Source organism: Pseudomonas sp. AN-1 (assembly GCF_034057115.1).
GTDB lineage: Bacteria > Pseudomonadota > Gammaproteobacteria > Pseudomonadales > Pseudomonadaceae > Geopseudomonas.
On record NZ_CP139195.1, the window covers coordinates 4,349,156 to 4,372,663 of the forward strand.

The window sequence follows — 23,508 nt, forward strand, 5'->3', positions numbered from 1 at the left end:
GGTTGAGTGGTAAGCGATGAGCGGGGGAGCGGCGCTCAGGCGCGCACGCGGCTCTTGTCCGGGTCGTAGAAGATCGGCGCGCACACCGTGGCGGCGATGCGCTTCTGCTGGCCGTCGAGCTTGCCGATCTCCACCGCCGTGCCGGGCGTGCAGTAGCCGATGTCCAGCCGGCACAGGGCGACGTTCCTGCCGGTGATCGGCGAGCGGGTGGCGCTGGTGACCACGCCGATCTGCGCGCGGCCGTCGTGCACGCAGTCGCCGTGCTGGGCTTGTTCGTTGCCCTCCAGCTGCAGGCCGACCAGCCTGCGCTGCGGGTGGGCGCTGCGGCGCAGCAGGGCTTCCCTGCCGATGAAGTCGTCCTGCTTGCTGTTCAGCGGCACGCAGAAGCCGATGCCGGCCTCGAACGGGTCGGTCTGGTCGCAGAACTCGTAGCCGGCGAAGATCAGCCCGGCCTCGATGCGCAGCATGTCCAGCGCGTGCAGGCCGAGCGGCACCAGCCCCATGGGCTCGCCGAGCTGCCACAGGCGCTGCCAGACCTGCATGGCGTCGCTGGGGTGGCACCAGATCTCGTAGCCCAGCTCGCCGGTGTAGCCGGTGCGCGAGACCATCAGCGGGCAGCCGTTGTAGTCGCCCAGGCGACCGACCAGGAAGCGGAACCAGCCGAGTTCCTCCAGTTGCGGCTGGCTGGGTGGCGTCCAGATCAGTTGGCTGAGCAGTTCGCGCGAGCGCGGTCCCTGCACGGCGACGTTGTGGACCTGCTCGGAGGCCGACTTCACCCACACCTTCATGCCGAGCCGTTCGGCCTGCTGGCGCAGCCAGTCGCCGGCGAAGTCCTCGCCGCCGATCCAGCGGAAGGCGTCCGGGCCCAGACGCAGCAGGGTGCCGTCGTCGAGCATGCCGCCGTGCTCGTAGCACAGCGCCGAGTAGACCACCTGGCCCACCGCCAGCTTGCGCACGTCGCGGGTCAGGCAGTGGTTGAGCAGCGCCTCGGCGTCCGGGCCGAGCACCTCGAACTTGCGCAGCGCGGAGAGGTCCATCACCGCCACCCGTTCGCGGCAGCCGTGGTACTCCTCGATGGCGCCGAAGCCCGCGTAGTGGGTCGGCGTCCACCAGCCGCGGTAGTCGACGAAGTTGCCGGTCAGCGCGCTGGTGCCGGGATGGAAGCCGCTCTCGCGGGTCAGCACCGGGTCGGCGTCGGCGGTCTTGCGGGTGGCCATGGCCATGCTGAAGCGCTCCTTGGCGGAATACACGCGGATGTGGATGTCGGTCGGCTGCCAGCCGTTGGCCGGGTCGATGTCGTCCGGGCAGGAACTGCTGGCGCACACCAGGTCGGTCAGCGCGCGCAGCAGCACGTAGTCGCCGGGGCGCGACCAGGGCTCGTCGACGGTCAGCTGCTGGTGGGCGTCGATGCCGGTGTTGAAGAAGAAGTTGATCGCCGGCCAGCCGGCCCGGGCGCCGACGCCATGGGCAGCCAGCGCGCGGCTGAGGTTGTCGCTGCAGTTGGCGTGGCCGAAGTAGCCCTGGCTTTCGTAGTAGCGCGCGGTGCAGGCGAGGGCGAAGGTGTCGTGGCGGCCGACGGTGTCGCGCACCACCTCGAGCATCGGCTGCAGGTTGCGGTCGAAGAACCTGGAGAACAGCCCCGGCCCGGGGTAGGCGTTGCCGTTGAGGGTGCGGGTGACCGTTGGGTCGAGGTCGATCTCGCGGCCGGCGTCGAGGCCGCGGCGGTCGAAGGCGACGAAGTCCGAGCACTGCCGCCCGGCCACGTCGAGCACCTGGAGGTACTGGCCGGCTTCGACCACGTAGTCGCGGGCCGTGCCGGGGCTGATGGTGAACTCGTCGATCACTTCGCCGAGCGGTGCCGGCAGCGGCGGCGCCAGCACGCTGCGCGGGTTGACGCGCTGGATGACCAGCCGCAGTTCGCTGGCGCGCTGCTGGCAGTCCACCGCGACCCGACCGCCGGGGGCGGCGACGATCACCAGCAGTTCGGCGCTGGCGGTGAGGCTGCGGGAGAAGCCGGCCGCGGTGTCGCTGTCCCACAGGCGGGCGGCGTCGGGCAACTGGCGGCAGTCGATGTCGCGCCGGGCCAGGCCGAGACGGGTTTGCAGCGATGCGGCGCTGGCCTCGCCGAGCAGCTCGGCGATGAAGCGCGCGCCGGGGCTGGCGCTCAGGCCGAGGGCGCTCAGGGCGGCACGGCCGCCGGCGAAGGCCAGCAGCTCGGCGCTCTGCCGGCCTTCGAGGTCGATCACCTCGAGACGGTCGCCGGGCTCGAGGGCGACCACGGTCAGCCCGCCGGGGGCGACGCGGTGGCGTTCCAGCGCCGGGGCGCGGGCGAACAGCGCGGGTTCGCGCGGTCGGGAAATCACGGGCGTGTGCATGCAAGGCTCCTGCGCGAGGGCGCGGCGGAAGTCTCCGGGAGGACAGGTCTCGTGGGGTGCGCCGCGCGCACCGTGTGGTGGCGCCGTCGAGGTCCGGTGGGTGCGCCGTGCGCACCATCGGGCACGCGCGTGGTGCGCATGGCGCACCCTACGGGTGTCAGCCGACCGCCTTGAGCGACTGCTCCGGCTGGTCGGACAGGTAGGCGGCCATCGAGTCGTCCAGCGCGTCGAGCCAGGGGGTGTGGTGGGGGGTGGCCAGGGTGCCGGTCATCAGCGAGCGATGGCACTTGTCGCGGTAGCCCATGATGTCCGCGTACTTGTCCTTCTTCCATTGCAGGAAGGTCTGGTTCACCGCGGCGATGTCGAAGCGCGGATAGTCGGTGGCGTCGATCAGCTGCTGGATGTACTTGCCCTGGAACTCGAACATTTCCCTGGCGTCCTGCAGGGTTTCCTCCTCGGCGCGCCAGGCGAGGTTCTCCGCGTGCATTTCCTCGCGCCCGGGCAGGGCGATGCGGCCGAGCAGCACGTCGCGCACGTACCAGGCCTGGGCGTCGAACATGTTGAAGCTGTACCACTGGTCCTGCATGCCCAGGTAGATCAGCTTCGGGTTGGGCTCCCAGAACACGCCCTTGTACAGGTTCAGCGGCCACAGGCGGTTGTCGGTCTTCAGGCACAGTTCCTCGGGCAGGAAGGGGAAGTGGTGCTTGTAGCCGGTGCACAGGATCACCGCGTCGATGTGCTTGTGGCTGCCGTCGGCGAACCAGGCGCTGTGACCCTCGACGCGCTCCAGCAGCGGCTTCTCCTCCCAGTTGGCCGGCCACCGGTAGCCCATGGGCGCGCTGCGGTAGCAGCTGGTGATCGAGCGAGCGCCGTACTTGTAGCATTGCGAGCCGATGTCCTCGGCCGAGTAGCTGGCGCCGACGATCAGCACGTCCTTGCCCTTGAACTCCAGCGCGTCGCGGAAGTCGTGGGCGTGCAGCACCCGGCCGGCAAAGCTCTCGAAGCCCGGGAAGTAGGGCACGTTGGGGGTGGAGAAGTGGCCGCTGGCGCAGACCACGTAGTCGAAGGTTTCCGCGTAGGTTTCGTGCTTCGTGTAGTCGTGCACGCTGACGGTGAACAGGCCGCTGGCCGGATCGAAGCTGACCTGGCGCACCGCGCTGTTGAAGCGGATGTAGTCGCGCACGCCGGCCTTCTCCACGCGGCCCTTGATGTAGTCCCACAGCACTTCGCGCGGCGGGTAGGAGCCGATCGGCCGGCCGAAGTGCTCGTCGAAGGTGTAGTCGGCGAACTCCAGGCACTCCTTGGGCCCGTTCGACCACAGGTAGCGGTACATGCTGCCGTGCACCGGCTCGCCGTTCTCGTCGAGGCCGGTGCGCCAGGTGTAGTTCCACATGCCGCCCCAGTCCTGCTGCTTCTCGAAGCAGACCAGTTCGGGGATCTCGGCGCCCTTGGCCCTGGCGGACTGGAAGGCGCGCAGCTGGGCAAGGCCCGAGGGGCCGGCGCCGATGATGGCGATGCGAGTGGTCATGGTCAGCTCCTGGGAACGGTGAGTGGCGGATTCTTGGGAAACAAAATTTCCCGTTGCGAATTACGCTACCGTGACCGCGCCGCGGCGAAACTCTGCCGGTGGAGATACGCCGTTGGAGGTAGATCGGTGGCTGATCGGCGCTGAAGCACCGCGAACAGGCGGGCAACGGACGCTCTGCTTCGCGTTGGTGCAGGGGGGGGTGATATGCCTGGAGGGAAAGATGGTTTCCTGCAGGTTTCGCGCGGCGACGCGCCTGGGGCACGGAACTTGCTGCGTGGTTCCGGCGATCCTTTCTGCGAGGGACTACCCATGGCGTCGCACGCGAACATGCCCACCCGCCGGCTGGGAGAGCGGGGATGATGGGCGCCCCGGGGCCGGGCGCGCCCGAGTTGACCGAACGGGAACGGCAGACCCTGGCGCTGATCGCCGAGGGCCTGAGCAACAAGCTGATCGCCCGCCAGCTGGGCATCAGCGACGGCACGGTGAAGGTTCACGTCCGCCACCTGCTGAGCAAGCTCGGCCTGCATTCGCGCCTGGAGCTGGCGGCCTGGGCCCATCGTTCCGGCGAGCAGCGGGAGGCGTCGCTGCCGGAGGTGCGTCACCTGGCGGTCGGCCCGCAGGATCTGGGCAACCTGCTCGACGACCTGCCGCTGATGCTCTACCGCTGCCGCAACGACCCGCACTGGAGCATGGCCTACGTCAGCGGCGGTTGCCTGGCGCTGACCGGCTACAGCCCCGCGCAGTTGGTCGGCAGCCGGCGGCTGAGCTGGAACAGCCTGATCCATCCCGCCGACCGCCAGCGGGTGTGGCTGGCGGTGCAGCGCGGCCTGCAGGAAGGCCGCCCCTTCAGCGTCGACTACCGCCTGCTGTGCGCCGACGGCAGCGAGCGTCCGGTGCAGGAGCGCGGCTGCGGCATCTACGCAGGCAGCGGCGAGGTGCTGGAGCTGGAGGGGGTGGTGATGGCGCGTTAGCGGCATTCATCCAGGCCGACTCGCTACCTTGGTACTGGCTTTCCGTAGTGCTTTTGTAGTGCGGCAAAAAAAACGCTACAAAACTGTTGACGAGGGCCCATCCCGCATTGCAGGATGAAGCCACTCCCAGACGCGGGGGCCCTGGCAAGGGGTTCCAGCGTCTCTCCGGCCCACCAGCCGGACTCCCGTGCTTGTACTGCCCACAAGGCAGACTGATGAAGTTGACTGGCAAGTTCGTCTGCGGACGAGAAGCGCTGGTGAAACGTCTTCATGATGCTGGCCAAGGCCGTATGCTGCTCGGTTGAGCCTTCCCGCATCTTCGAACGTCCACCTCCTGCTCCCCGACCCTGCGATCCCGCCGCAGGCTTCAACGCTCTGCCGCCTTCTGTAGCTCGCTTGGATCAGCGCTACATCAGGCTCAGGTTGAGAGGCGACCCAGCGTGCACTCGTCGGCCTACCGCCGACGGTATCCGGGTCCACCCAAATTCAGAATCGACGTTTTCGACCGACAATTAAGGGGCTCACACCATGAATCTGAACAACCAGCACACTCCCGAAGACCTGGCCAAGCTGTTCGCCACCCGCAAGGACACCCACGGCAGCCACATCCTGTGGATCAGCGAGTGCGGCGAGGTGCACCTGGACACCTTGGCACCGGAACTCGGCGAGGACGAATTCGAGAAGCGCACCCCCGGCATGCGCGCCCGCCTGCGCACCTACCACCGCGGCAAGGGCTACGTGGGCAAGAAGGCCGCCGCCGACAAGGAATTCATCGGCCGCGTGTACCAGACCCTGCAACAGGAATGGCCGGCGGTTCGCAGCCAGCCCGAGATCGCCTACATCGATCGCTACTGCTGATCGCGGCTGAAACGAGCAACAACCCTCAGTTTTGCCTGACCCTCGCGGGTCAGGCTTTTTTTTTTGCGCGCTCATCCGCCTTCCGTCCCCTGGTCTGGCGAGCCACACCGGGCGGTCTTTACTGAATGGGTCATCCATCCGCTCGACGAGGGCCATCATCATGGCCAAGACGATGAAAGCGGCGGTTGTCGCCGCATTCGGCAAGCCGCTGGAGATCCGCGAAGTACCGGTACCCACCCCCGGTCCCGGCCAACTGCTGGTGAAGATCGCCGCCTGCGGCGTCTGCCACACCGACCTGCACGCCGCCCATGGCGACTGGCCGGTCAAGCCCCAGCCACCGTTCATTCCCGGCCACGAGGGCGTCGGCCACGTGGTCGCCGTGGGCGCCGGGGTCACCCACATCAGGGAAGGCGACCGGGTCGGCATTCCCTGGCTGCACTCCGCCTGCGGCCATTGCGAGCACTGCCTGGGCGGCTGGGAAACCCTCTGCCTCGCGCAACACAACACCGGCTACTCGGTGAACGGCGGCTTCGCCGAATACGCGCTGGCCGAGGCCGAGTACGTCGGCCGTCTGCCGGACAACGTCGGCTTCGTCGAGATCGCGCCGATCCTCTGCGCCGGAGTGACCGTCTACAAGGGCCTGAAGATGACCGATACCCGTCCGGGCCAGTGGGTGGCGATCTCCGGCATCGGCGGCCTCGGTCACATGGCCGTGCAGTATGCCTGCGCCATGGGCCTGAACGTCGCCGCGGTGGACGTCGACGACGCCAAGCTCGAGTTCGCCCGGCGGCTCGGCGCCAGCCTCACCGTCAACGCCCGCCAGCAGGACCCGGCGGCCTACCTGCAGCAGGAGGTCGGCGGCATGCACGGCGTGCTGGTCACCGCCGTCTCGGCGAAGGCCTTCGAGCAGGCCCTGGGCATGGCCCGCCGCGGCGGCACCGTCGCCCTCAACGGCCTGCCGCCCGGCGAGTTCAGCCTGTCGATCTTCGACATGGTGCTCAACGGCACCACGGTGCGCGGCTCCATCGTCGGTACCCGTCTGGACCTGCAGGAGGCGCTGGACTTCGCCGGCCAGGGCAAGGTGCACGCCACGGTCGCCAGCGAGCCGCTGGAAAACATCAACGACATCTTCGCCCGCATGCACAGGGGGCAGATCGAGGGGCGCATCGTCCTCGACTTCGGCGCCTGAGCCAGCCGCCGGGGCGGGCGTCGCTCAGTGCGCGCCGCCCTGGCGCCACTGCCGCGGGCTGACGCCGAACCAGCGGCGGAAGGCGCGCGAGAAGGCGCTGGTTTCCGAGTAGCCGAGCAGCGGCGCCAGCTCGGAGATCGGCAGCTGCTGCTGGCGCAGGTAGTGGGTGGCCAGCTCGCAGCGCACCTTGTCGACCAGTTGGCTGAAGGTGAGGCCCTGCTCGCGCAGGCGGCGCTGCAGCGACCAACTGGCCAGGCCCATCTGCTCGGCGACATCCTCCAGGCTCGGCTCGCCGGCCAGCAGCTGCTGGCGCACCCGGGCGCGGGTGTCGTCGACGATGTTCGGTGCCTCGCGGCCGGCCAGGCTGAGCTGGCGCAGCGAGTCCTGCATCACCAGCAGCAGGGTCGGGTTGTGCTCGGGCATGGCGCGGCCGAGGTCGCGCTTGGGGATCAGCAGCGAATTGCACGGCTGCTCGAAGTACACCGGGGCGTCGAACACCTTGCAGTGCTCGTGCCAGTGCTCCGGGCGCGGGTGCTCGAAGTGCACGGCGCGCGGCGCCCACTGGCTGCCCAGCACGTGGCGGATCAGGTTGAGAGCCATGCCCAGGGTCAGCTCGGCATCCTGGCGGCGGACCAGGATGGCGCCGTGGCGCACCTGGTAGTCGAAGCGGTAGCACTCGCCCTCGTCGACCAGGCGGATCAGGCTGTTGCGCTGGTGCAGCGGGAAGGCGCGGGCGAAGTTGATCAGCGCCTGCTCGAGGGTCGCCGAGCACAGGCCGATGTAGCCGAGCAGGCCGAGTTCCTGCGGCCTGAACTGCTGGCCGTAGTACAGGCCGAAATTGTCGCAGCCGGACTGCCGCGCCGCTTCTTCCAGCACCTGGCAGTAGTTGGGCAGCGCCAGGCTCAGGGTCGGGTGCTGCAATTGCTCGGGGTCGATGCCCGAGACGCCGAGGATACGGTCGGGATCGCCGCCGTGCCGGTCGATGAAGCTGCACAGGCCGCTGGCGGCCGCGGCCAGCACGCCGCTGTGGCGCTGGGCGGACAACTCCGGCAGGCCGGCCAGGCCGGCAGGAGGGGCGAGCAACGGGCTCATGGTGGAACTCTCCGCAGGAACAACCGGCAATCCCAAGCAAGTTCCGCGCCGGGCTCTCGCATGCCGCGCCACCCCAGCGCTGGCGCGGTTCACAGGCCGGCGCCGGAAGCGTTCCGCACCGGGACGGTGCGCAAGGCGGGTGGTTTGGAAACACCCGCAGCGCAACGCCACGGGCGATTTGACCGCGGGTGACACGCGGCCGGCGGCGACGCAAAAGTTGACTTCGCACGACAGCACCTCTCCGCGACGGTCAAGTCAGGCGGGGACGGGCGGCGCATGATCGTCTCCAGGCCGCCGCGCCCCGCCGTCAGTGCGCAGTGCCACAACTACAAGAATCGTCGTTTCGGAGAGTCAGCATGATCTACGCACAACCGGGCAGCGCAGGCGCCATCCTTTCCCTCAAGCCGCGCTATGGCAACTACATCGGCGGCGAGTTCGTCGCGCCGGTCAACGGCCGCTACTTCACCAACACCACGCCGGTCACCGGCGAAGCGATCGCCGAATTCCCGCGCTCCGATGCCGCCGACATCGAGCTGGCGCTGGACGCCGCCCACGCCGCCGCCGATGCCTGGGGTCGTACCTCGGTGCAGGACCGCGCCAACATCCTCTTGAAGATCGCCGACCGCATCGAGCAGAACCTGGAAGTGCTCGCCGTCGCCGAGACCTGGGACAACGGCAAGGCCGTGCGCGAGACCCTCAACGCCGACGTGCCGCTCTCCGTCGATCACTTCCGCTACTACGCCGGCTGCATCCGCGCCCAGGAAGGCGCCGCCGCCGAGATCAACGACACCACCGCCGCCTACCACTTCCACGAGCCGCTGGGCGTGGTCGGCCAGATCATCCCGTGGAACTTCCCGCTGCTGATGGCGGCCTGGAAGCTGGCCCCGGCGCTGGCCGCCGGCAACTGCATCGTGCTGAAGCCGGCCGAGCAGACTCCGCTGTCGATCACCGTGCTGCTGGAGATCATCGGCGACCTGCTGCCCAAGGGCGTGCTCAACGTGGTGCAGGGCTTCGGCCGCGAAGCCGGCGAGGCGCTGGCCACCAGCAAGCGCATCGCCAAGATCGCCTTCACCGGATCGACTCCGGTGGGGTCGCATATCCTCAAGTGCGCCGCCGAGAACATCATCCCCAGCACCGTCGAGCTGGGCGGCAAGTCGCCGAACATCTTCTTCGAAGACATCATGCAGGCGGAGCCTGCGTTCATCGAGAAGGCCGCCGAGGGCCTGGTGCTGGCCTTCTTCAACCAGGGCGAGGTGTGCACCTGCCCGTCGCGCGCGCTGATCCAGGAGTCGATCTACGACGAGTTCATGGCCGAGGTCATGAAGAAGGTCAAGCAGATCAAGCGCGGCAACCCGCTGGACACCGAGACCATGGTCGGCGCCCAGGCGTCCAGCCAGCAGTTCGAGAAGATCCTCTCCTACATGGACATCGCCCGCGCGGAAGGCGCCGAGATTCTCACCGGCGGCGCCGCCGAGAAGCTGGAAGGCAGCCTGGCCAGCGGCTACTACGTGCAGCCGACCCTGATCAAGGGCAGCAACGACATGCGCGTGTTCCAGGAGGAGATCTTCGGCCCGGTGGTCGGCGTGACCACCTTCAAGGACGAGGCCGAGGCGCTGGCGATCGCCAACGACACCGAGTTCGGTCTGGGCGCCGGCGTGTGGACCCGCGACATCAACCGCGCCTACCGCATGGGCCGCGGCATCAAGGCCGGCCGCGTGTGGACCAACTGCTACCACCTGTACCCGGCGCACGCCGCCTTCGGTGGCTACAAGAAGTCCGGCGTGGGCCGCGAGACCCACAAGATGATGCTCGACCACTACCAGCAGACCAAGAACCTGCTGGTCAGCTACGACATCAAGCCGCTGGGCTTCTTCTGATCTGCCATAAATGATTCCATCCACATGACGCCACCCCTGTCTCGGCAGGGGTGGCGGGGAAAGGGGCCTTGCGCATGTCCACTCAACAATCCCACATCGTTTCCCACGCCCAGGGCGTGGAAACCGAAAGCGTCGATGCCGACTACTTCGCCCACCGCCAGCTCAAGCAGGGCGCGGCCGGCTGGGTGCTGCTGGTCGGCCTCGGCGTCGCCTACGTGATCTCCGGCGACTACGCCGGCTGGAACTTCGGTCTGGCCCAGGGCGGCTGGGGCGGCATGTTCGTCGCCACCCTGCTGATGGCCACCATGTACCTGTGCAAGTGCTTCTCGCTGGCCGAGCTGTCGTCGATGATCCCCACCGCCGGCGGCGGCTACGGCTTCACCCGCACCGCCTTCGGCCCCTGGGGCGGCTTCCTCACCGGCACGGCGATCCTCATCGAGTACGCCATCGCCCCGGCGGCCATCGCCTGCTTCATCGGCGCCTACTGCGAGTCGCTGTTCGGCGTCGGCGGCTGGATGGTCTACCTGGCCTTCTACGTGGTGTTCATCGGCATCCATGTGCTCGGTGCCGGCGAGGCGCTCAAGCTGATGTTCGCCATCACCGCGGTGGCGGCCATCGCCCTCGGCGTGTTCATCGTGGCGATGGTGCCGCACTTCGAGGCGGCCAACCTGTTCGACATCCCGGTCAGCGAGGCCGCCGGCGCCAGCGCCTTCCTGCCGTTCGGCTACGTCGGCATCTGGGCGGCGATTCCCTACGCCATGTGGTTCTTCCTCGCCGTCGAGGGCGTGCCGCTGGCCGCCGAGGAAACCAAGAATCCCAAGCGCGACCTGCCGCGCGGGCTGATCGGCGCCATGCTGGTGCTGCTGACCTTCGCCGGGCTGATCCTGCTGGTCGGCCCGGGCGCCGCTGGTGCCAAGGCGCTGATGGGCTCCGGCAACCCGCTGGTGGAGGCGCTGGAGGCGGCCTACCAGGGTTCGACCTGGATGAGCCAGTTCGTCAACCTGGTCGGCCTGGCCGGGCTGATCGCCAGCTTCTTCTCGATCATCTACGCCTATTCGCGGCAGATCTTCGCCCTGTCGCGCGCCGGCTACCTGCCGCGCAGCCTCTCGGTGACCAACCGCAACAAGGCGCCGGTGGCCGCGCTGGTGGTGCCGGGGATCATCGGCTTCGGCCTGTCGCTGACCGGCCAGGGCGACCTGCTGATCCTGGTGGCGGTGTTCGGCGCGACCCTGTCCTACGTGCTGATGATGGCCGCGCACATCACCCTGCGCCTGCGTCGTCCGGAGATGCCGCGCCCGTACCGCACGCCCGGCGGCATCGTCACCTCGGCGGTGGCCCTGCTGCTGGCGGCGGTGGCGCTGGTCGCCGGCTTCCTGGTCGACCCGCGGGTGGTGATCGGCGCCGCAGCGATCTATGCCCTGTTCATCGCCTACTTCGCCCTGTACAGCCGCCACCACCTGGTGTCCGGCACGCCGGAGGAAGAATTCGCGGCGATCCAGGCCGCTGAGAAGGCCCTGCGCTAACGCTTGATACGGCGACCGCCGCCCGGCGGTCGCCGCGAGGAGAACCAACAGATGGCTCAATTCGTCCACACCGTCGGCGGCCAGACCTGGCGCTTCGACAGCCTGCGCGAGCTGATGGCCAAGGCCACCCCGGCGCGCTCCGGCGACTACCTGGCCGGCGTCGCCGCCGCCAGCGCCGCCGAGCGGGTGGCCGCGCAGATGGCGCTGGCCGAGGTGCCGCTCAAGCACTTCCTGGTCGAGGCGGTGATCCCCTACGAGGCCGACGAAGTCACCCGCCTGATCATCGACACTCATGACGCCGCCGCCTTCGCCCCGGTCAGCCACTTGACCGTCGGCGGCCTGCGTGACTGGCTGCTCGGTGATGCGGCCGACGAGGCCAGTCTGCGCGCCCTGGCGCCGGGGCTGACCCCGGAGATGGCCGCCGCGGTGTCGAAGATCATGCGCGTGCAGGACCTGATCCTGGTGGCGCAGAAGATCCGTGTGGTCACCCGTTTCCGCAACACCCTGGGCCTGCGCGGACGGATGTCGACCCGCCTGCAGCCCAACCATCCGACCGACGACCCGGCCGGCATCGCCGCCAGCACCCTCGACGGCCTGCTCTACGGCAACGGCGACGCGATGATCGGCATCAACCCGGCCACCGACAGCATGGGTTCGATCTGCACCCTGCTGGAGATGCTCGACGCGGTGATCCAGCGCTACGAGATCCCCACCCAGTCCTGCGTGCTGACCCATGTCACCAGCTCGATCGCCGCCATCGAGCGCGGTGCGCCGCTCGACCTGGTGTTCCAGTCGATCGCCGGCACCGAGGCGGCCAACGCCAGTTTCGGCATCAACCTGAAGGTGCTGCAGGAGGGCTACGAGGCTGGCCTCAGCCTCAAGCGCGGCACCCTCGGCAGCAACCTGATGTACTTCGAGACCGGCCAGGGCAGCGCGCTGTCGGCCAACGCCCACCACGGCGTCGACCAGCAGACCTGCGAGACCCGCGCCTACGCGGTGGCGCGCCACTTCAAGCCGTTCCTGGTCAACACCGTGGTCGGCTTCATCGGCCCCGAATACCTGTACAACGGCAAGCAGATCATCCGCGCCGGCCTCGAGGACCACTTCTGCGGCAAGCTGCTCGGCGTGCCGATGGGCTGCGACATCTGCTACACCAACCATGCCGAGGCCGACCAGGACGACATGGACATGCTGCTGACCCTGCTCGGCGCGGCGGGGATCAACTTCATCATGGGCATCCCCGGCTCCGACGACGTGATGCTCAACTACCAGACCACCTCGTTCCACGACGCGCTCTACGCCCGCCAGGTGCTCGGCCTGCGCGCCGCGCCGGAGTTCGAGGAGTGGCTGGCGCGCATGGGCATCCTGCACCAGCAGGGCGGCCGCGTACGCCTGGGCGACGAGCTGCCGCCGGCGTTTCGCCAGGCGCTGGCGCAGCTCGGTCCCTGACCGTTCCATGCCCGTAGGGGCGAATTCATTCGCCATGCCACCCGTCAAGGCGAATAAATTCGCCCCTACAGGTGGACTACCCAATACAACGGCACCCGGAGGTTTCCGATGCCCGAAAAATCCCCCGCCACCGAAAACCCCTGGCAGCAGCTGCGTGGCCTGACCCCGGCGCGCATCGCCCTCGGCCGCGCCGGCACCAGCCTGCCGACTGCCGCGCAGCTGGACTTCCAGTTCGCCCACGCCCAGGCGCGCGACGCCGTGCATACCCCGCTCGACGTCGCGGCGCTGGGCGAATCGCTCGGCTCGCTCGGTCTCGACTGCCTGCACCTGCGCAGCGCCGCCAGGGACCGCGACACCTACCTGCAGCGCCCCGACCTCGGTCGGCGCCTGCACGCCGACTCCGCGCAGCTCCTGCGCGAGCACGCCGCCACGCATGGCGGCGGCTGCGATCTGGCCATCGTCATCGCCGACGGCCTGTCCGCGCTGGCGGTGCAGCGCCACAGCCTGCCGTTTCTCGACCGCCTGCTCGAGCAGGTGCAGACCGAAGGCTGGACGCTGGCGCCGGTGAGCCTGGTCGAACAGGGCCGGGTGGCGGTGGCCGACGAGGTGGGCGAGCTGCTCGGCGCGAAGATGACGGTGATCCTGATCGGCGAGCGCCCCGGCCTCAGCTCGCCGGACAGCCTCGGTCTGTACTTCACCTACGGGCCGAAGGTCGGCCTCACCGATGCGTACCGCAACTGCATCTCCAACGTGCGTCTGGAAGGCCTCAGCTACGGCATGGCCGCTTTCCGCCTGCTGTACCTGATGCGCGAGGCCTGCCGCCGCCAGCTGTCCGGTGTGGAGCTCAAGGACGAGGCCGAGGTGCCGAGCCTGGACGGCGGTGGCAAGGGCAACTTCCTGCTGCAAGGGGGGCGCTGAGGTTTCGGGTGCGGCACCTTGTCGCATTCGCCGGTTTCGCCGAGCTCCTGATAATCGCGCGCCGCCAGCGCGCTGTGACTGGCCTGCCGGGCTACTCTGGAACACATGAAACTCTCGCCGACCGACCGCATGCTGACCGCCTGGGTGCTGTACTGCAGCCTCCTGCTGGGCGTGTTCGCCTGCAGCCTGGGCCACGGCCAGATGGCCGGCCTCAAGCTCAACGGTCTCGGCGGCGCCTTCTGTTCGCTGCAGGACGATGCCGGCCCGACGCTGGACAGCGGTTTCAGCGACCCCGCGCCCGGCGACGCGCTCGGCGTCTTCGGCTGCTCCTGCTGCAGCTCCTTCGTCCTCGTCGTACTGCCCCTGCTGTTCGCCCTCGGCCAGTGGCTGCGGCCGCAGCGCCGCTGGCTGCGCCCGGCGAGCCGCGACGAACGGCCCGCACCCCGTAACACCTGGCCCCCGGCCAATCCCCGCGCGCCCTGATCTCCGCGCACAGACGCCACCGTTTCCCCTGCGGACCAGCCTCGGGCTGAGCCGCGGCGGGCCTGTGCGCCGTCTGTGCCGCCGCCCTGCAAGTCCTTGCCCAGCTTGACCGCCTTGCCCCGGCCGGGGAGTGCCGGCGCGCGGATGATCCGCCGCCCGCTCGCCGGGGAAGGCCACGCAAGTCCATGGAACCAGAAGAACAAGCATCAGGAGATCGCCATGCGCCATTATCCCATTCCGAGTCTGCTCGCCCTCGCCATTGCACTGGCCTCGACCGCCCATGCCGAGGAAACCCGGCCCGAGGAAGTCGAGCTGCAGCCCATCGTCATCAGCAAGGGCCGGAAGACCGACCCGACCGCGCCCACGCTGACGGAAAAGCGCGTCGAGTTCGCGCAGATTCCCGGCGGCGCCACGGTCGTCGACGCCGAGACCTACAAGAGCGGGCGCAGCAGCACCCTGCAGGACGCCCTGGGCCTTGCCCCCGGGGTGTTCGTCCAGCCGCGCTTCGGCGCCGAGGAGGCGCGCCTGTCGATCCGCGGCTCCGGCCTGCAGCGCACCTTCCATGGCCGCGGCCTGCTGCTGATGCAGGACGGCGCGCCGGTCAATCTGGCCGACGGCAGCTTCGACTTCCAGACCATCGAGCCGCTGGCCACCGACCACATCGAGGTGCTGCGCGGCGCCAACGCCTGGCGCTACGGTGCGGCCAACCTCGGTGGCGCGATCAACTTCGTCGCCCCCACCGGGCAGACGGCCGCGCCGCTCGACCTGCGCGTCGAAGGTGGCAGCTTCGGCTATCGCCGGCTGTTCGGCGCCGTGGCCGAGGACTTCGGCGCGGCCGACGCCTACCTGAGCGTCAGCGACTACGCCCAGGACGGCTTTCGCGATCACGCCCGCCAGGACAACCAGCGCTACTTCGCCAACCTCGGCGGGCAGATCAGCGAGCGCCTGGCCACCCGGTTCTACCTGACCCATGTGGAAACCGACTCCGAGCTGCCCGGCAGCCTGACCAAGGCGCAGATGCGCCGCGACCCGGAGCAGGCCGCGGCGGGCAGCCTCAGCGGCGACCAGCGCCGCGACTTCACCCTCGACCGGGTCGGCAACATCAGCACCCTGCAGCTGGGCAACGGCCATCGCCTGGAGCTGGCCAGCTACTACAGCGAGAAGTCGCTGTTCCACCCGATCTTCCAGGTACTGGATATCGACAGCGAGGACTACGGCCTGCGCCTGAGCCACAAGTGGGCGAGCGGCGACGGCTGGCGCTGGACCGGCGGCGTCGAGGTCAGCCACGGGCGCAACCGGGACTCGCGCTACCTCAACGTCGGCGGCCACAAGGGCGCCAAGGTCAACGAGCTGCAGCAGACCGCGCGCAACCTGAACGCCTTCGCCGAGCTGGAGGTGCCGCTGGCCGAGCGCTGGGCGCTGATCGGCGGGGTCGCCTGGCTGCACCAGCAGCGCGAGGTGGACGACCGCCTGGTCACCGCGCGCGACGAGTCGTTCGACGCCACCTACGTCGGCCGCCTCGGCCGCATCGGCCTGCGCCACGACCTGAGCGCGGACGTGCAGCTGTTCACCAACCTCAGCCAGAGCTACGAGCCGCCGACCTTCAGCGAGCTGACCGGCGGCCAGGTGATCACCCGCAACGACGCGCAGCGCGCCAACACCTGGGAAGCCGGCCTGCGCTGGGCGCGCGGCGATCTCGACCTGGATCTGGCGATCTACCGCAGCGAGATCCGCGACGAACTGCTGGCGCTCAACGACGGCAACGGCCAGCCGCTGGGCACGGTCAACGCCGAGCGCACCATCCACCAGGGCATCGAGCTGGGCGGCGCCTGGACCCTCGGCCGGATCGTCCTGCGCGGCCAGTACCTGTTCAACGACTTCCGTTTCGACGACGATGCCGTCTACGGCGACAACCGCCTGGCCGGCGCGCCGCGCCAGTTCGTCAAGGGCGAGGCGCTGTGGCAGCAGGGCGGCTGGTACGCCGGGCCGACCTTCGAGTGGGTGCCGACGCACTACAACGTCGACCAGGCAGAAAGCCTGTACGCCGACAGCTACGCGATCTGGGGCCTGAAGGGCGGCTACCGGGCGGGCGAGGGCTGGGGCTTCTTCGTCGAGGGCCGCAACCTCTCCGACAAGACCTATGCCGCCACCACCGGGGTGATCGCCGACGCCCGTGGCCAGGACAGCGCGCAGTTCCTCCCCGGCGACGGCCGCAGCCTGTACGTCGGCCTGGAGTGGCGGCTGTGACCGCCGCGCAGGGGATCGGCCGCAGGCTGCGGCCGAGCTGGCGCCAGCGCGTGCTACGGCTCTTGCCGTGGCACCGGCGCCTGGCGCTGCTGGCCTGTCTCGGTGTGCTCGGCTGGGCCGCCAGTGGCGTGCTGCACCCGCTGATGAGCAACCTGCAGCCGCGCCCGGCGGTGTTCCTACCGCCGGCAGACCTGTTGCCGCTGCAGGGGCTGCAGGCACCGGCCACGGTGCTCGGCGCGGCGGGCCTCGGCGAAGTGCAGGCCCTGCGCCTGCTGGTGCTGGATGGCGAACCCTACTATCAGGCGCGCCTGCCCGGCGCCGCCGAGCCGCGCTACTGGCACGCGCGCAGCGGGGCGCCGGCCGATCTGCTGGCCCGCCATGCCGAGCGCCTGGCGCAGCACTATCTGGGGACGACCGAGCCGCTGCGCTATGCCGGCAGCCTGAGCGGGTTCGACGGCGAGTACGCCTTCGTCAACCGCCTGCTGCCGGTGGCGCGGGTGGATACGGCGCGCGAGGATGGCCTGCGTCTGTATCTGGATCTCTACCAGGACCGCCTCGGCACCCTGGTGGACGAGCGCAAGGCCTGGTTCGGCCGGCTGTTCCAGGCCGTGCACAGCTTCCGCTGGCTGGACGGCGCCGGCCTGCTGCGCCCGCTGCTGATGAGCCTGCTGCTGGCGGCGCTGCTGGCCACGGCGGCGCTGGGCGTCGCGCTGTTCCTCGCCCGCCCGCGGCAGTCCCGCGCGCCGTGGCGGCGGCGGGCGCACGGCTGGCTCGGCCTGCTGCTGGCGCTGGTCACCGGCAGCTTCGCGGTCAGCGGCGGCTGGCATCTGTGGCACAAGGTCAACGCGGTGCCGCTGCCGGCGCCGTTCCAGCCGAGCTACCCGGTCGCCGGGCTGGACGCGGCGCCGCAGGCAGGCTGGCCGGACTACGGCGCGGGCGCGCGCCGGCTCGATCTGGTGCTGCTGGACGGGGCGCCGGCCTGGCGGCTGGAGCAGTTGTCCGCCGACGGCATGGTTGGCGTGCGCTACCTGAGCGGTGCGGGACAGGCGCTGGATGACGGCGCTGCGCGCCGCTACGGCGAGCAGCGCCTCGGCCACTACGCCGCAGCGCTGGGCCTCGGCCAGCCGCAGGCGGTCGAGGTGCAGGAGCGCTTCGACCACGACTACGGCTTCGTCTTCAAGCGCCTGCCGGTGCTCAGGGCCCGCTATGCCGACGGAGCGCGCACCGCGCTGTACGTCGATCCGCTCGACGGCGCGCTGGCGGCGCGGGTGGCCGACGGCGACCGCGCCGAAGGCTGGAGCTTCGCCTACCTGCACAAGTGGGAGGTGCTGGGGCGCTTCGGCAAGCCGGCCAAGGACGTTCTGGTCAGCGGCCTGGCGTTGGCCCATCTGCTGCTGGCCGGGCTCGGCCTGTGGCTGCTGCGCCGGCGCCGGCCCGGCTGAGGGGGCGGACCTGCCGCGCCGTGCGGCGCGGCAGGTCGCCGTCAGATCTCCACCTGGGTGCCCAGCTCGATCACCCGGTTCACCGGCAGCTTGAAGTAGCGCATGCTGCTGTTGGAGTTGCGCTGCTGGAAGGCGAACAGCTTCTCGCGCCAGTTGGCCATGCCGATGCGCTTGCTGGGGATCACGGTTTCCCGGCTGAGGAAGTAGGTGGTGCGCATCGGGCTGAAATCCAGGCCATCGCGGCGCAGCTGGCGCAGGGCGGCGGGCACGTCGGGCTCCTCCATGAAGCCGAAGTGCAGGATGATGCGGAAGAAGCCCTCGCCGTAGCTGTCCACCTCGAAGCGGCGATCCTCGGGCAGCCGCGGGCTGTCCTCGGTGACCACGGTGAGCAATATCACCTGCTCGTGCAGCACCTGGTTGTGCAGCAGGTTATGCAGCAGGGCATGCGGCACGGCGTCCGGCCGCGCGGTGAGGAACACCGCGGTGCCGTCGACCCGGTGCGGCGGCTGCAGGCAGATGCTGTCGATGAACACCGGCAGCGGCAGGGCGGTTTCGTCCAGGCGCGCGAACAGCAACTTCTTGCCGCTCTTCCAGGTGGTCATCAGGGTGAACAGGGCGATACCGGCCAGTACGGGGAAGGCGCCGCCCTGGAAGATCTTGGCGATGTTGGCGGAAAAGAACAGGCTGTCGACCAGCAGGAAGCCGAGCAGCAGCGGGATCGCCAGCCCGCGCGGGACTCGCCACAGCATCAGCATCACTGCCGCCACCAGCAGCGTGGTGATCAGCATGGTGCCGGTCACCGCCACGCCGTAGGCGGCGGCCAGCGCGCCGGAGCTTTCGAAGCCGACCACCAGCAGCACCACGCCGACCATCAGCGCCCAGTTCACCACGCCGATGTAGATCTGTCCCTGCTCGGCATGGGAAGTGTGCTGGATCTGCATGCGCGGCACATAGCCGAGCTGGATGGCCTGCTGGGTCAGCGAGAAGGCCCCGGAAATCACCGCCTGCGAGGCGATGATGGTGGCCAGGGTGGCCAGGGCGACCATCGGCAGCAGCGCCCACTCCGGTGCCAGCAGGTAGAAGGGGTTGCGTGCCGCCTCGGGGGTTCCCAGCAGCAGTGCGCCCTGGCCGAAGTAGTTGAGCACCAGCCCCGGCAGCACCAGGGCGAACCAGGCGCGGGCGATCGGCTTGCGGCCGAAGTGGCCCATGTCGGCGTACAGCGCTTCGGCGCCGGTCAGTGCCAGCACCACGGCGCCGAGGATGGCCACGCCGATGCCCGGGTGGGCGAGGAAGAAGTTCAGTGCCCACCAGGGATTGAGCGCCTGCAGCACCTCGGGGTTGCGGCTGATGCCGTACACCCCCAGCGCTCCGAGCACCAAGAACCAGGCCACCATCACCGGGCCGAACAGGATGCCGATGCGCGCGGTGCCGTGCTTCTGGATCAGGAACAGGCCGACCAGTACCGCGACCGACAGGGGAATCACCCAATGGCTGACGCCCTCGTAGGCGATTTCCAGGCCTTCGATGGCCGACAGTACCGAAATCGCCGGAGTGATCATGCTGTCGCCATAGAACAGCGCGGCACCGAACAGGCCGAGTAGCACCAGACCCGAACTCAGCCGTGGATGCGCCGCCGTCGCCCGGCGGGCCAGGGCGGTCAGCGCCATCACCCCGCCTTCGCCCTCGTTGTCGGCGCGCAGGATGAACAGCACGTACTTGAGCGACACCACCCACAGCAGCGACCAGAAGATCAGCGAGAGGGTGCCGAATACGCCGTCGTGGTTGACCTGCACGCCGTAGTGGCCGGCGAACACCTCCTTGAGGGTGTACAGCGGGCTGGTGCCGATGTCGCCGTAGACCACCCCGGTGGCGGCGACCAGCAGGCTGATCTGCGAGGACGGCGCGTGCGGCCGTTCGTGGTTGGCGGGCAGGGTGGTGTCAGTCATGGAGCGGCTCCGGGGGATGTTCGCGCAGCCGGTAGCCGATGCCGGCCTCGGTGGCGATGAATTGCGGTGCGGCGGGGTCGTCGCCGAGCTTCTGGCGCAGGTGGCCGACCACCACGCGCAGGTAGTGGCTGTCCTCGAGGTGGGTCGGCCCCCAGATGTCCCTGAGCAGCTGCTGCTGGGTGACCACCCGGCCCGGCTGGCGGGCGAGGGCGGCCAGCACGGCGTACTCCTTGGGTGTCAGGGCGATCTCCTGCCCGTGCAGGCTGACCCGCCGGGCGCCGGGGTCGACCTGCAGCGCCCCGCAGCGCACCGGCCCGGCCACCTGCCCGGCGAGCGGCGGCGGGCGCAGCAGCACGCGCACCCGGGCGAGGAACTCGGGGATGCTGAACGGCTTGGTCACGTAGTCGTTGGCGCCGCCGTCCAGGCACAGCACCTTCTCGCTGTCGCCGGCGCGCACCGACAGCACCAGCACCGGCATCGCCGACCAGCGGCGCAGCTCGGCCAGCACCTCCCGGCCGTCCAGGTCCGGCAGGCCCAGATCGAGCACCAGCAGGTCGGGGCGGGCCTCGGCGGCCAGCGCCAGGCCCGCGCGGCCGCTGCCGGCCTCCAGCACCCGGTAGCCCTGGGCGGCCAGGCTGATGCGCAGGATCATGCGGATCTGCGCCTCGTCGTCGATGATCAGGATGCTCTGCTGCGCTCCCGGCATGCCGTCAGCCCTCCCCATCGGCTTCGCCCGGCTGCGCCTGCCGCGGCAGGTGCAGGCACAGGGTCGCGCCGCGCCCGTCCAGGCCGTCGGCCACCGTCACCGCACCGCCGTGGGCGCCGAGGATACCCTGGCAGATCGCCAGCCCCAGGCCGGTGCCCTTGCCGCCGCGGTCGCCGCGCGCCGCGGTGTAGAACATGTCGAAGATCCTGTCCCGCTCGTCCGGCGGAATGCCCGGCCCCTCGTCGCTGACCGCGAGGCGCAGCTCGTTGGCGTCGGCCTCCACCGTCAGGCGCAGGCGGCCGCCTTGCGGCGAGAAGCGCGCGGCGTTCTCCAGCACGTTGACCAGCGCCTGCTCGATCAGCGCGGCGTGCACGTGCAGCAGCGGCAGCTCGTCGGCCAGCACGGTCTCCAGGCGCAGCGGCGCGAGCACCGGGTGCAGGCGCTGCAGCGCGCTGGCGACGATGTCGGCCGGCGCCACCCAGTCGCGCTCCAGCTTGAGCTCGCCGTGGCCCAGGCGGGTCATGTCGAGCAGGTTCTGGATGTAGCGGTCGAGCCGTTCGGCCTCGTTGCGCGTGCCTTCCAGCAGCTCGCGGCGATCCGCCGCGCCGATCTGCTCGCCGAGGGTGAGCAGGCTGTCGATGGCGCCGTGCATCACGGTCAGCGGCGTGCGCAGGTCGTGGGACACCGAGGCGAGCAGGGCGCTGCGCAGCTGTTCGGTCTCCGTCTGCAGGCGCGCCGCCTCCAGTTCCCGGGCCAGCTGCACGCGGGCCAGGGCCTGGGCCAGCGGCTGGCCGAGGGCGGCGAGCAGGCGCCGGCGCGCGGCCGGCACGGCGCCGCCGGCCTTCGCCCGCACGCCGAGCAGGGCCAGCGGCCCGGCATGGCTGGACAGCGGCAGCCACCACCAGCGCCCGCCGGCCAGGGTGTGGGTGCCCAGGCCGCTCGGCTGGTTGTGGCGCCAGGCCCATTCGGCGGCATTCCGCTCCTGCTCGTCGAGGTGGGCCGCGCAGCCGGCCTCGACGAGCAGCGCGCCGCTGCCGCTGCGCCCGAGCAGGCAGAACTCGAGGTCGCGCCAGCCGGCGAGTTGCTGCAGGGCGGCGTCGAGCACCGCCTGGCGCTCGCTGGCGGCGCCGAGCTTGCGCGACAGTTCGAGCAGCGTGGCGGTTTCCGCCTGGGCATCGCGCAGGGCGTCCATCTGCCGGCGCTGGCGCGCGGCCAGGTTGCCGGTGAGCACCGCCATCACCAGGAAGAACAGCAGGGTGAGGATGTCCTCCTGGCGGTGGATGGTCAGCGAGAAGGTCGGCGAGATGAACAGGATGTCGTAGGCGATGAACGACAGCGCCGCGCACAGCAGCGCCGGGCCCAGGCTGCTGCGCACGCCGACCAGCAGCACGCCGAGCAGGAACACCAGGGAGATGTTCGGCAGCGCCAGCACGTGGGAGACGCTCCAGGCCGCCGCCGTGGCGAGCAGGGTGGCCAGCGCGGCGAGCAGGTAGTCGGTCAGGCGCCCCGCCCGTGGCAGCGGCGCGCTCGGCGACGGCTCGCCGCCGGTGTTGAGGATGCTGATCTCCAGGTTGCGGCCCAGGCGCAGCAGACGGCCGACCACGCCGCGGGAGAAGCCGGGGCGCAGCAGCCAGGGCCGGCTGGGGCCGACCAGCAGCACGTTGGCGCGGCGCTCGACGGCGTGCTGCACCAGGGTGCCGACGACATCGCCGGCACGCAGGTTGACCACCTCGCCGCCGAGGTTCTCGGCCAGTTGCTGGGCCGCCTGCAGCTGGCGGCGCGCGGTCTCGTCGAGCACCGCGCCGGTGTCCACATGCACCAGGCTCCACGGCAGCTGGCGGCGCTGCGCCAGACGGCAGGCATGGCGCACCAGATGCTCGGCCAGCGCGTTGCCGTCGACTGCGACCAGCAGGCGGCCGAGCACGGCCGGCGCTTCCTGGCCGTGCTGGCGGTAGCAGCGCTGCAGGTCGGCGTCGACGCGGCTGGCGGCGAACTGCAGGGCCAGCTCGCGCAGCGCGGTGAGGCGCTCCAGGCTGGCGAGGCTGTCCGGCAGGCGGGCCTCGCCGTGCTGCAGGCGCTCCAGCAGCTCGCGCGGCGGGCGGTCGACCAGCACCAGTTCGTCGGCCTCCAGCAGCAGCCAGTCGGGCAGCGTCTCGTGCACCTGCAGGCCGGTGAGCTCGCGCACCTGGCTGTTGAGGCTTTCCACATGCTGCACATCGAGCGTGGCGTACACGTCGATGCCGGCGGCGAGCAGCTCCTGCACGTCCTGCCAGCGCCGGGCATGGCGGCTGCCGGGCGGATTGGCCCGGGCGAGGTCGTCGATCAGGGTCAGCGCCGGCGGGTCGGCCAGCAGGCCGTCGAGGTCCAGCGTGGCGCGCTGGGCGCCGTCGCGGCGCGGCGGCTGTTGCGGCAGGCTGGCGAGCAGGGCCGCGCTCGCGGCGTCGCGGGCGGCGACCAGTCCGGCGCGCAGGGCGATGCCGCTGCGCAGTTGCGCCTGGGCGTCCTGCAGCATGGCCAGGGTCTGGCCTGCCCCCGGGGCGCCGAGGAAAACCTTGAGGCGACCGGCCTGGCCGCGTCTTTCCCGGCCGGGCGGGTTGCCGGCCCGGCTGGCGGTTGCGCCGCTGTCGTTCATTGCAAGACCATCGCTGGAAGTCATGGGGGAATCGCTGCCTGCACAAGGATGAAACCGGCAGGGGCGATTTTCCTCCGCCCGGCAGCGGCAGGGCGTAAAGAATCAGTAAAAACGCCGGGGCTCAGCCGCCGAGCAGATCGCGGCCCGTCCAGTCTAGACCGCGGGCGGGCGCGCGGCCGAGCGGTGGTCGCCGCGGGGCGGCGGCGGACGTATGATGGACATCCGACCCGGCGCACGGGGTGCGCCGCGGGTGCCCCGGGGCCTGTCTTGAG

At 70.1% G+C, this 23,508-nt stretch carries 16 protein-coding genes; 10 read left to right on the plus strand and 6 right to left on the minus strand.

What is annotated here, in order from left to right:
* Nucleotides 1-35 precede the first annotated feature (35 nt).
* Both SK095_RS20460 and SK095_RS20465 read right to left on the minus strand, forming a co-directional pair.
* Nucleotides 36-2,375, minus strand: a complete 2,340-nt coding sequence (locus SK095_RS20460) for a DUF1989 domain-containing protein (RefSeq protein WP_136489350.1) — start codon at nucleotides 2,373-2,375, stop codon at nucleotides 36-38.
* A 157-nt stretch (nucleotides 2,376-2,532) separates the two neighbouring features.
* Nucleotides 2,533-3,903 carry a flavin-containing monooxygenase gene (locus SK095_RS20465; RefSeq protein ID WP_136489351.1) on the minus strand — a complete coding sequence of 457 codons (1,371 nt, stop codon included), beginning with the start codon at nucleotides 3,901-3,903 and terminating at the stop codon, nucleotides 2,533-2,535.
* A gap of 356 nt (nucleotides 3,904-4,259) precedes the next feature.
* Between SK095_RS20465 and SK095_RS21790 the strand changes: the two genes are divergently transcribed.
* From SK095_RS21790 to adhP, 3 genes are all read left to right on the plus strand, one after another.
* A complete protein-coding gene (locus SK095_RS21790; protein WP_136489352.1) occupies nucleotides 4,260-4,874 on the plus strand; it encodes a PAS domain-containing protein in 615 nt (204 codons plus the stop codon).
* A gap of 528 nt (nucleotides 4,875-5,402) precedes the next feature.
* On the plus strand, nucleotides 5,403-5,732 hold the full coding sequence (locus SK095_RS20480) for a hypothetical protein (protein ID WP_136489353.1): 330 nt from the start codon (nucleotides 5,403-5,405) through the stop codon (nucleotides 5,730-5,732).
* A gap of 160 nt (nucleotides 5,733-5,892) precedes the next feature.
* The gene (gene adhP, locus SK095_RS20485) at nucleotides 5,893-6,921 is read left to right on the plus strand and encodes an alcohol dehydrogenase AdhP (RefSeq protein WP_320547330.1); all 1,029 of its coding nucleotides are present in this window, start codon (nucleotides 5,893-5,895) and stop codon (nucleotides 6,919-6,921) included.
* Between the two features lie 24 nt (nucleotides 6,922-6,945).
* Here adhP and SK095_RS20490 read toward each other — a convergent pair whose 3' ends face one another.
* Nucleotides 6,946-8,013 (minus strand): AraC family transcriptional regulator, encoded by a 1,068-nt coding sequence (locus SK095_RS20490; protein WP_136489355.1) that lies wholly within the window; start codon nucleotides 8,011-8,013, stop codon nucleotides 6,946-6,948.
* Nucleotides 8,014-8,369: 356 nt separating this feature from the next.
* Between SK095_RS20490 and SK095_RS20495 the strand changes: the two genes are divergently transcribed.
* The 7 genes from SK095_RS20495 to SK095_RS20525 all read left to right on the plus strand — a co-directional run bounded on the left by SK095_RS20495 (nucleotide 8,370) and on the right by SK095_RS20525 (nucleotide 17,952).
* Entirely contained in the window at nucleotides 8,370-9,890 is a 1,521-nt protein-coding gene (locus SK095_RS20495) for an aldehyde dehydrogenase family protein (protein WP_320547331.1), read from the plus strand.
* A gap of 74 nt (nucleotides 9,891-9,964) precedes the next feature.
* On the plus strand, nucleotides 9,965-11,413 hold the full coding sequence (eat, locus tag SK095_RS20500; protein WP_320547332.1) for an ethanolamine permease: 1,449 nt from the start codon (nucleotides 9,965-9,967) through the stop codon (nucleotides 11,411-11,413).
* A gap of 51 nt (nucleotides 11,414-11,464) precedes the next feature.
* Nucleotides 11,465-12,862, plus strand: a complete 1,398-nt coding sequence (locus SK095_RS20505; RefSeq protein ID WP_320547333.1) for an ethanolamine ammonia-lyase subunit EutB — start codon at nucleotides 11,465-11,467, stop codon at nucleotides 12,860-12,862.
* A gap of 108 nt (nucleotides 12,863-12,970) precedes the next feature.
* Nucleotides 12,971-13,780: an ethanolamine ammonia-lyase subunit EutC gene (gene eutC, locus SK095_RS20510; RefSeq protein WP_320547334.1), complete on the plus strand. Its 810-nt coding sequence runs from the start codon at nucleotides 12,971-12,973 to the stop codon at nucleotides 13,778-13,780.
* Between the two features lie 105 nt (nucleotides 13,781-13,885).
* Nucleotides 13,886-14,263 (plus strand): DUF2946 domain-containing protein, encoded by a 378-nt coding sequence (locus tag SK095_RS20515; RefSeq protein WP_320547335.1) that lies wholly within the window; start codon nucleotides 13,886-13,888, stop codon nucleotides 14,261-14,263.
* A 219-nt stretch (nucleotides 14,264-14,482) separates the two neighbouring features.
* Nucleotides 14,483-16,510 (plus strand): TonB-dependent receptor, encoded by a 2,028-nt coding sequence (locus tag SK095_RS20520; protein WP_320547336.1) that lies wholly within the window; start codon nucleotides 14,483-14,485, stop codon nucleotides 16,508-16,510.
* Between the two features lie 50 nt (nucleotides 16,511-16,560).
* Nucleotides 16,561-17,952, plus strand: coding sequence for a hypothetical protein (locus SK095_RS20525; RefSeq protein WP_320547337.1), 1,392 nt, complete (start codon nucleotides 16,561-16,563; stop codon nucleotides 17,950-17,952).
* Nucleotides 17,953-17,993: 41 nt separating this feature from the next.
* Here the strand turns inward: SK095_RS20525 and SK095_RS20530 are convergent, their stop codons facing one another.
* The 3 genes from SK095_RS20530 to SK095_RS20540 are packed head-to-tail and all read right to left on the minus strand — an operon-like array spanning nucleotide 17,994 to nucleotide 23,236.
* Complete coding sequence (locus tag SK095_RS20530) at nucleotides 17,994-19,898, minus strand: potassium transporter Kup (protein WP_320547338.1); 1,905 nt, start codon at nucleotides 19,896-19,898, stop codon at nucleotides 17,994-17,996.
* Nucleotides 19,891-20,604 carry a response regulator transcription factor gene (locus SK095_RS20535; RefSeq protein WP_320547339.1) on the minus strand — a complete coding sequence of 238 codons (714 nt, stop codon included), beginning with the start codon at nucleotides 20,602-20,604 and terminating at the stop codon, nucleotides 19,891-19,893. Before SK095_RS20535 ends, SK095_RS20530 begins: the two co-directional genes overlap by 8 nt.
* Before the next feature lie 4 nt (nucleotides 20,605-20,608).
* Entirely contained in the window at nucleotides 20,609-23,236 is a 2,628-nt protein-coding gene (locus tag SK095_RS20540) for a DUF4118 domain-containing protein (RefSeq protein ID WP_414153898.1), read from the minus strand.
* Between the last annotated feature and the right edge of the window lie 272 nt (nucleotides 23,237-23,508).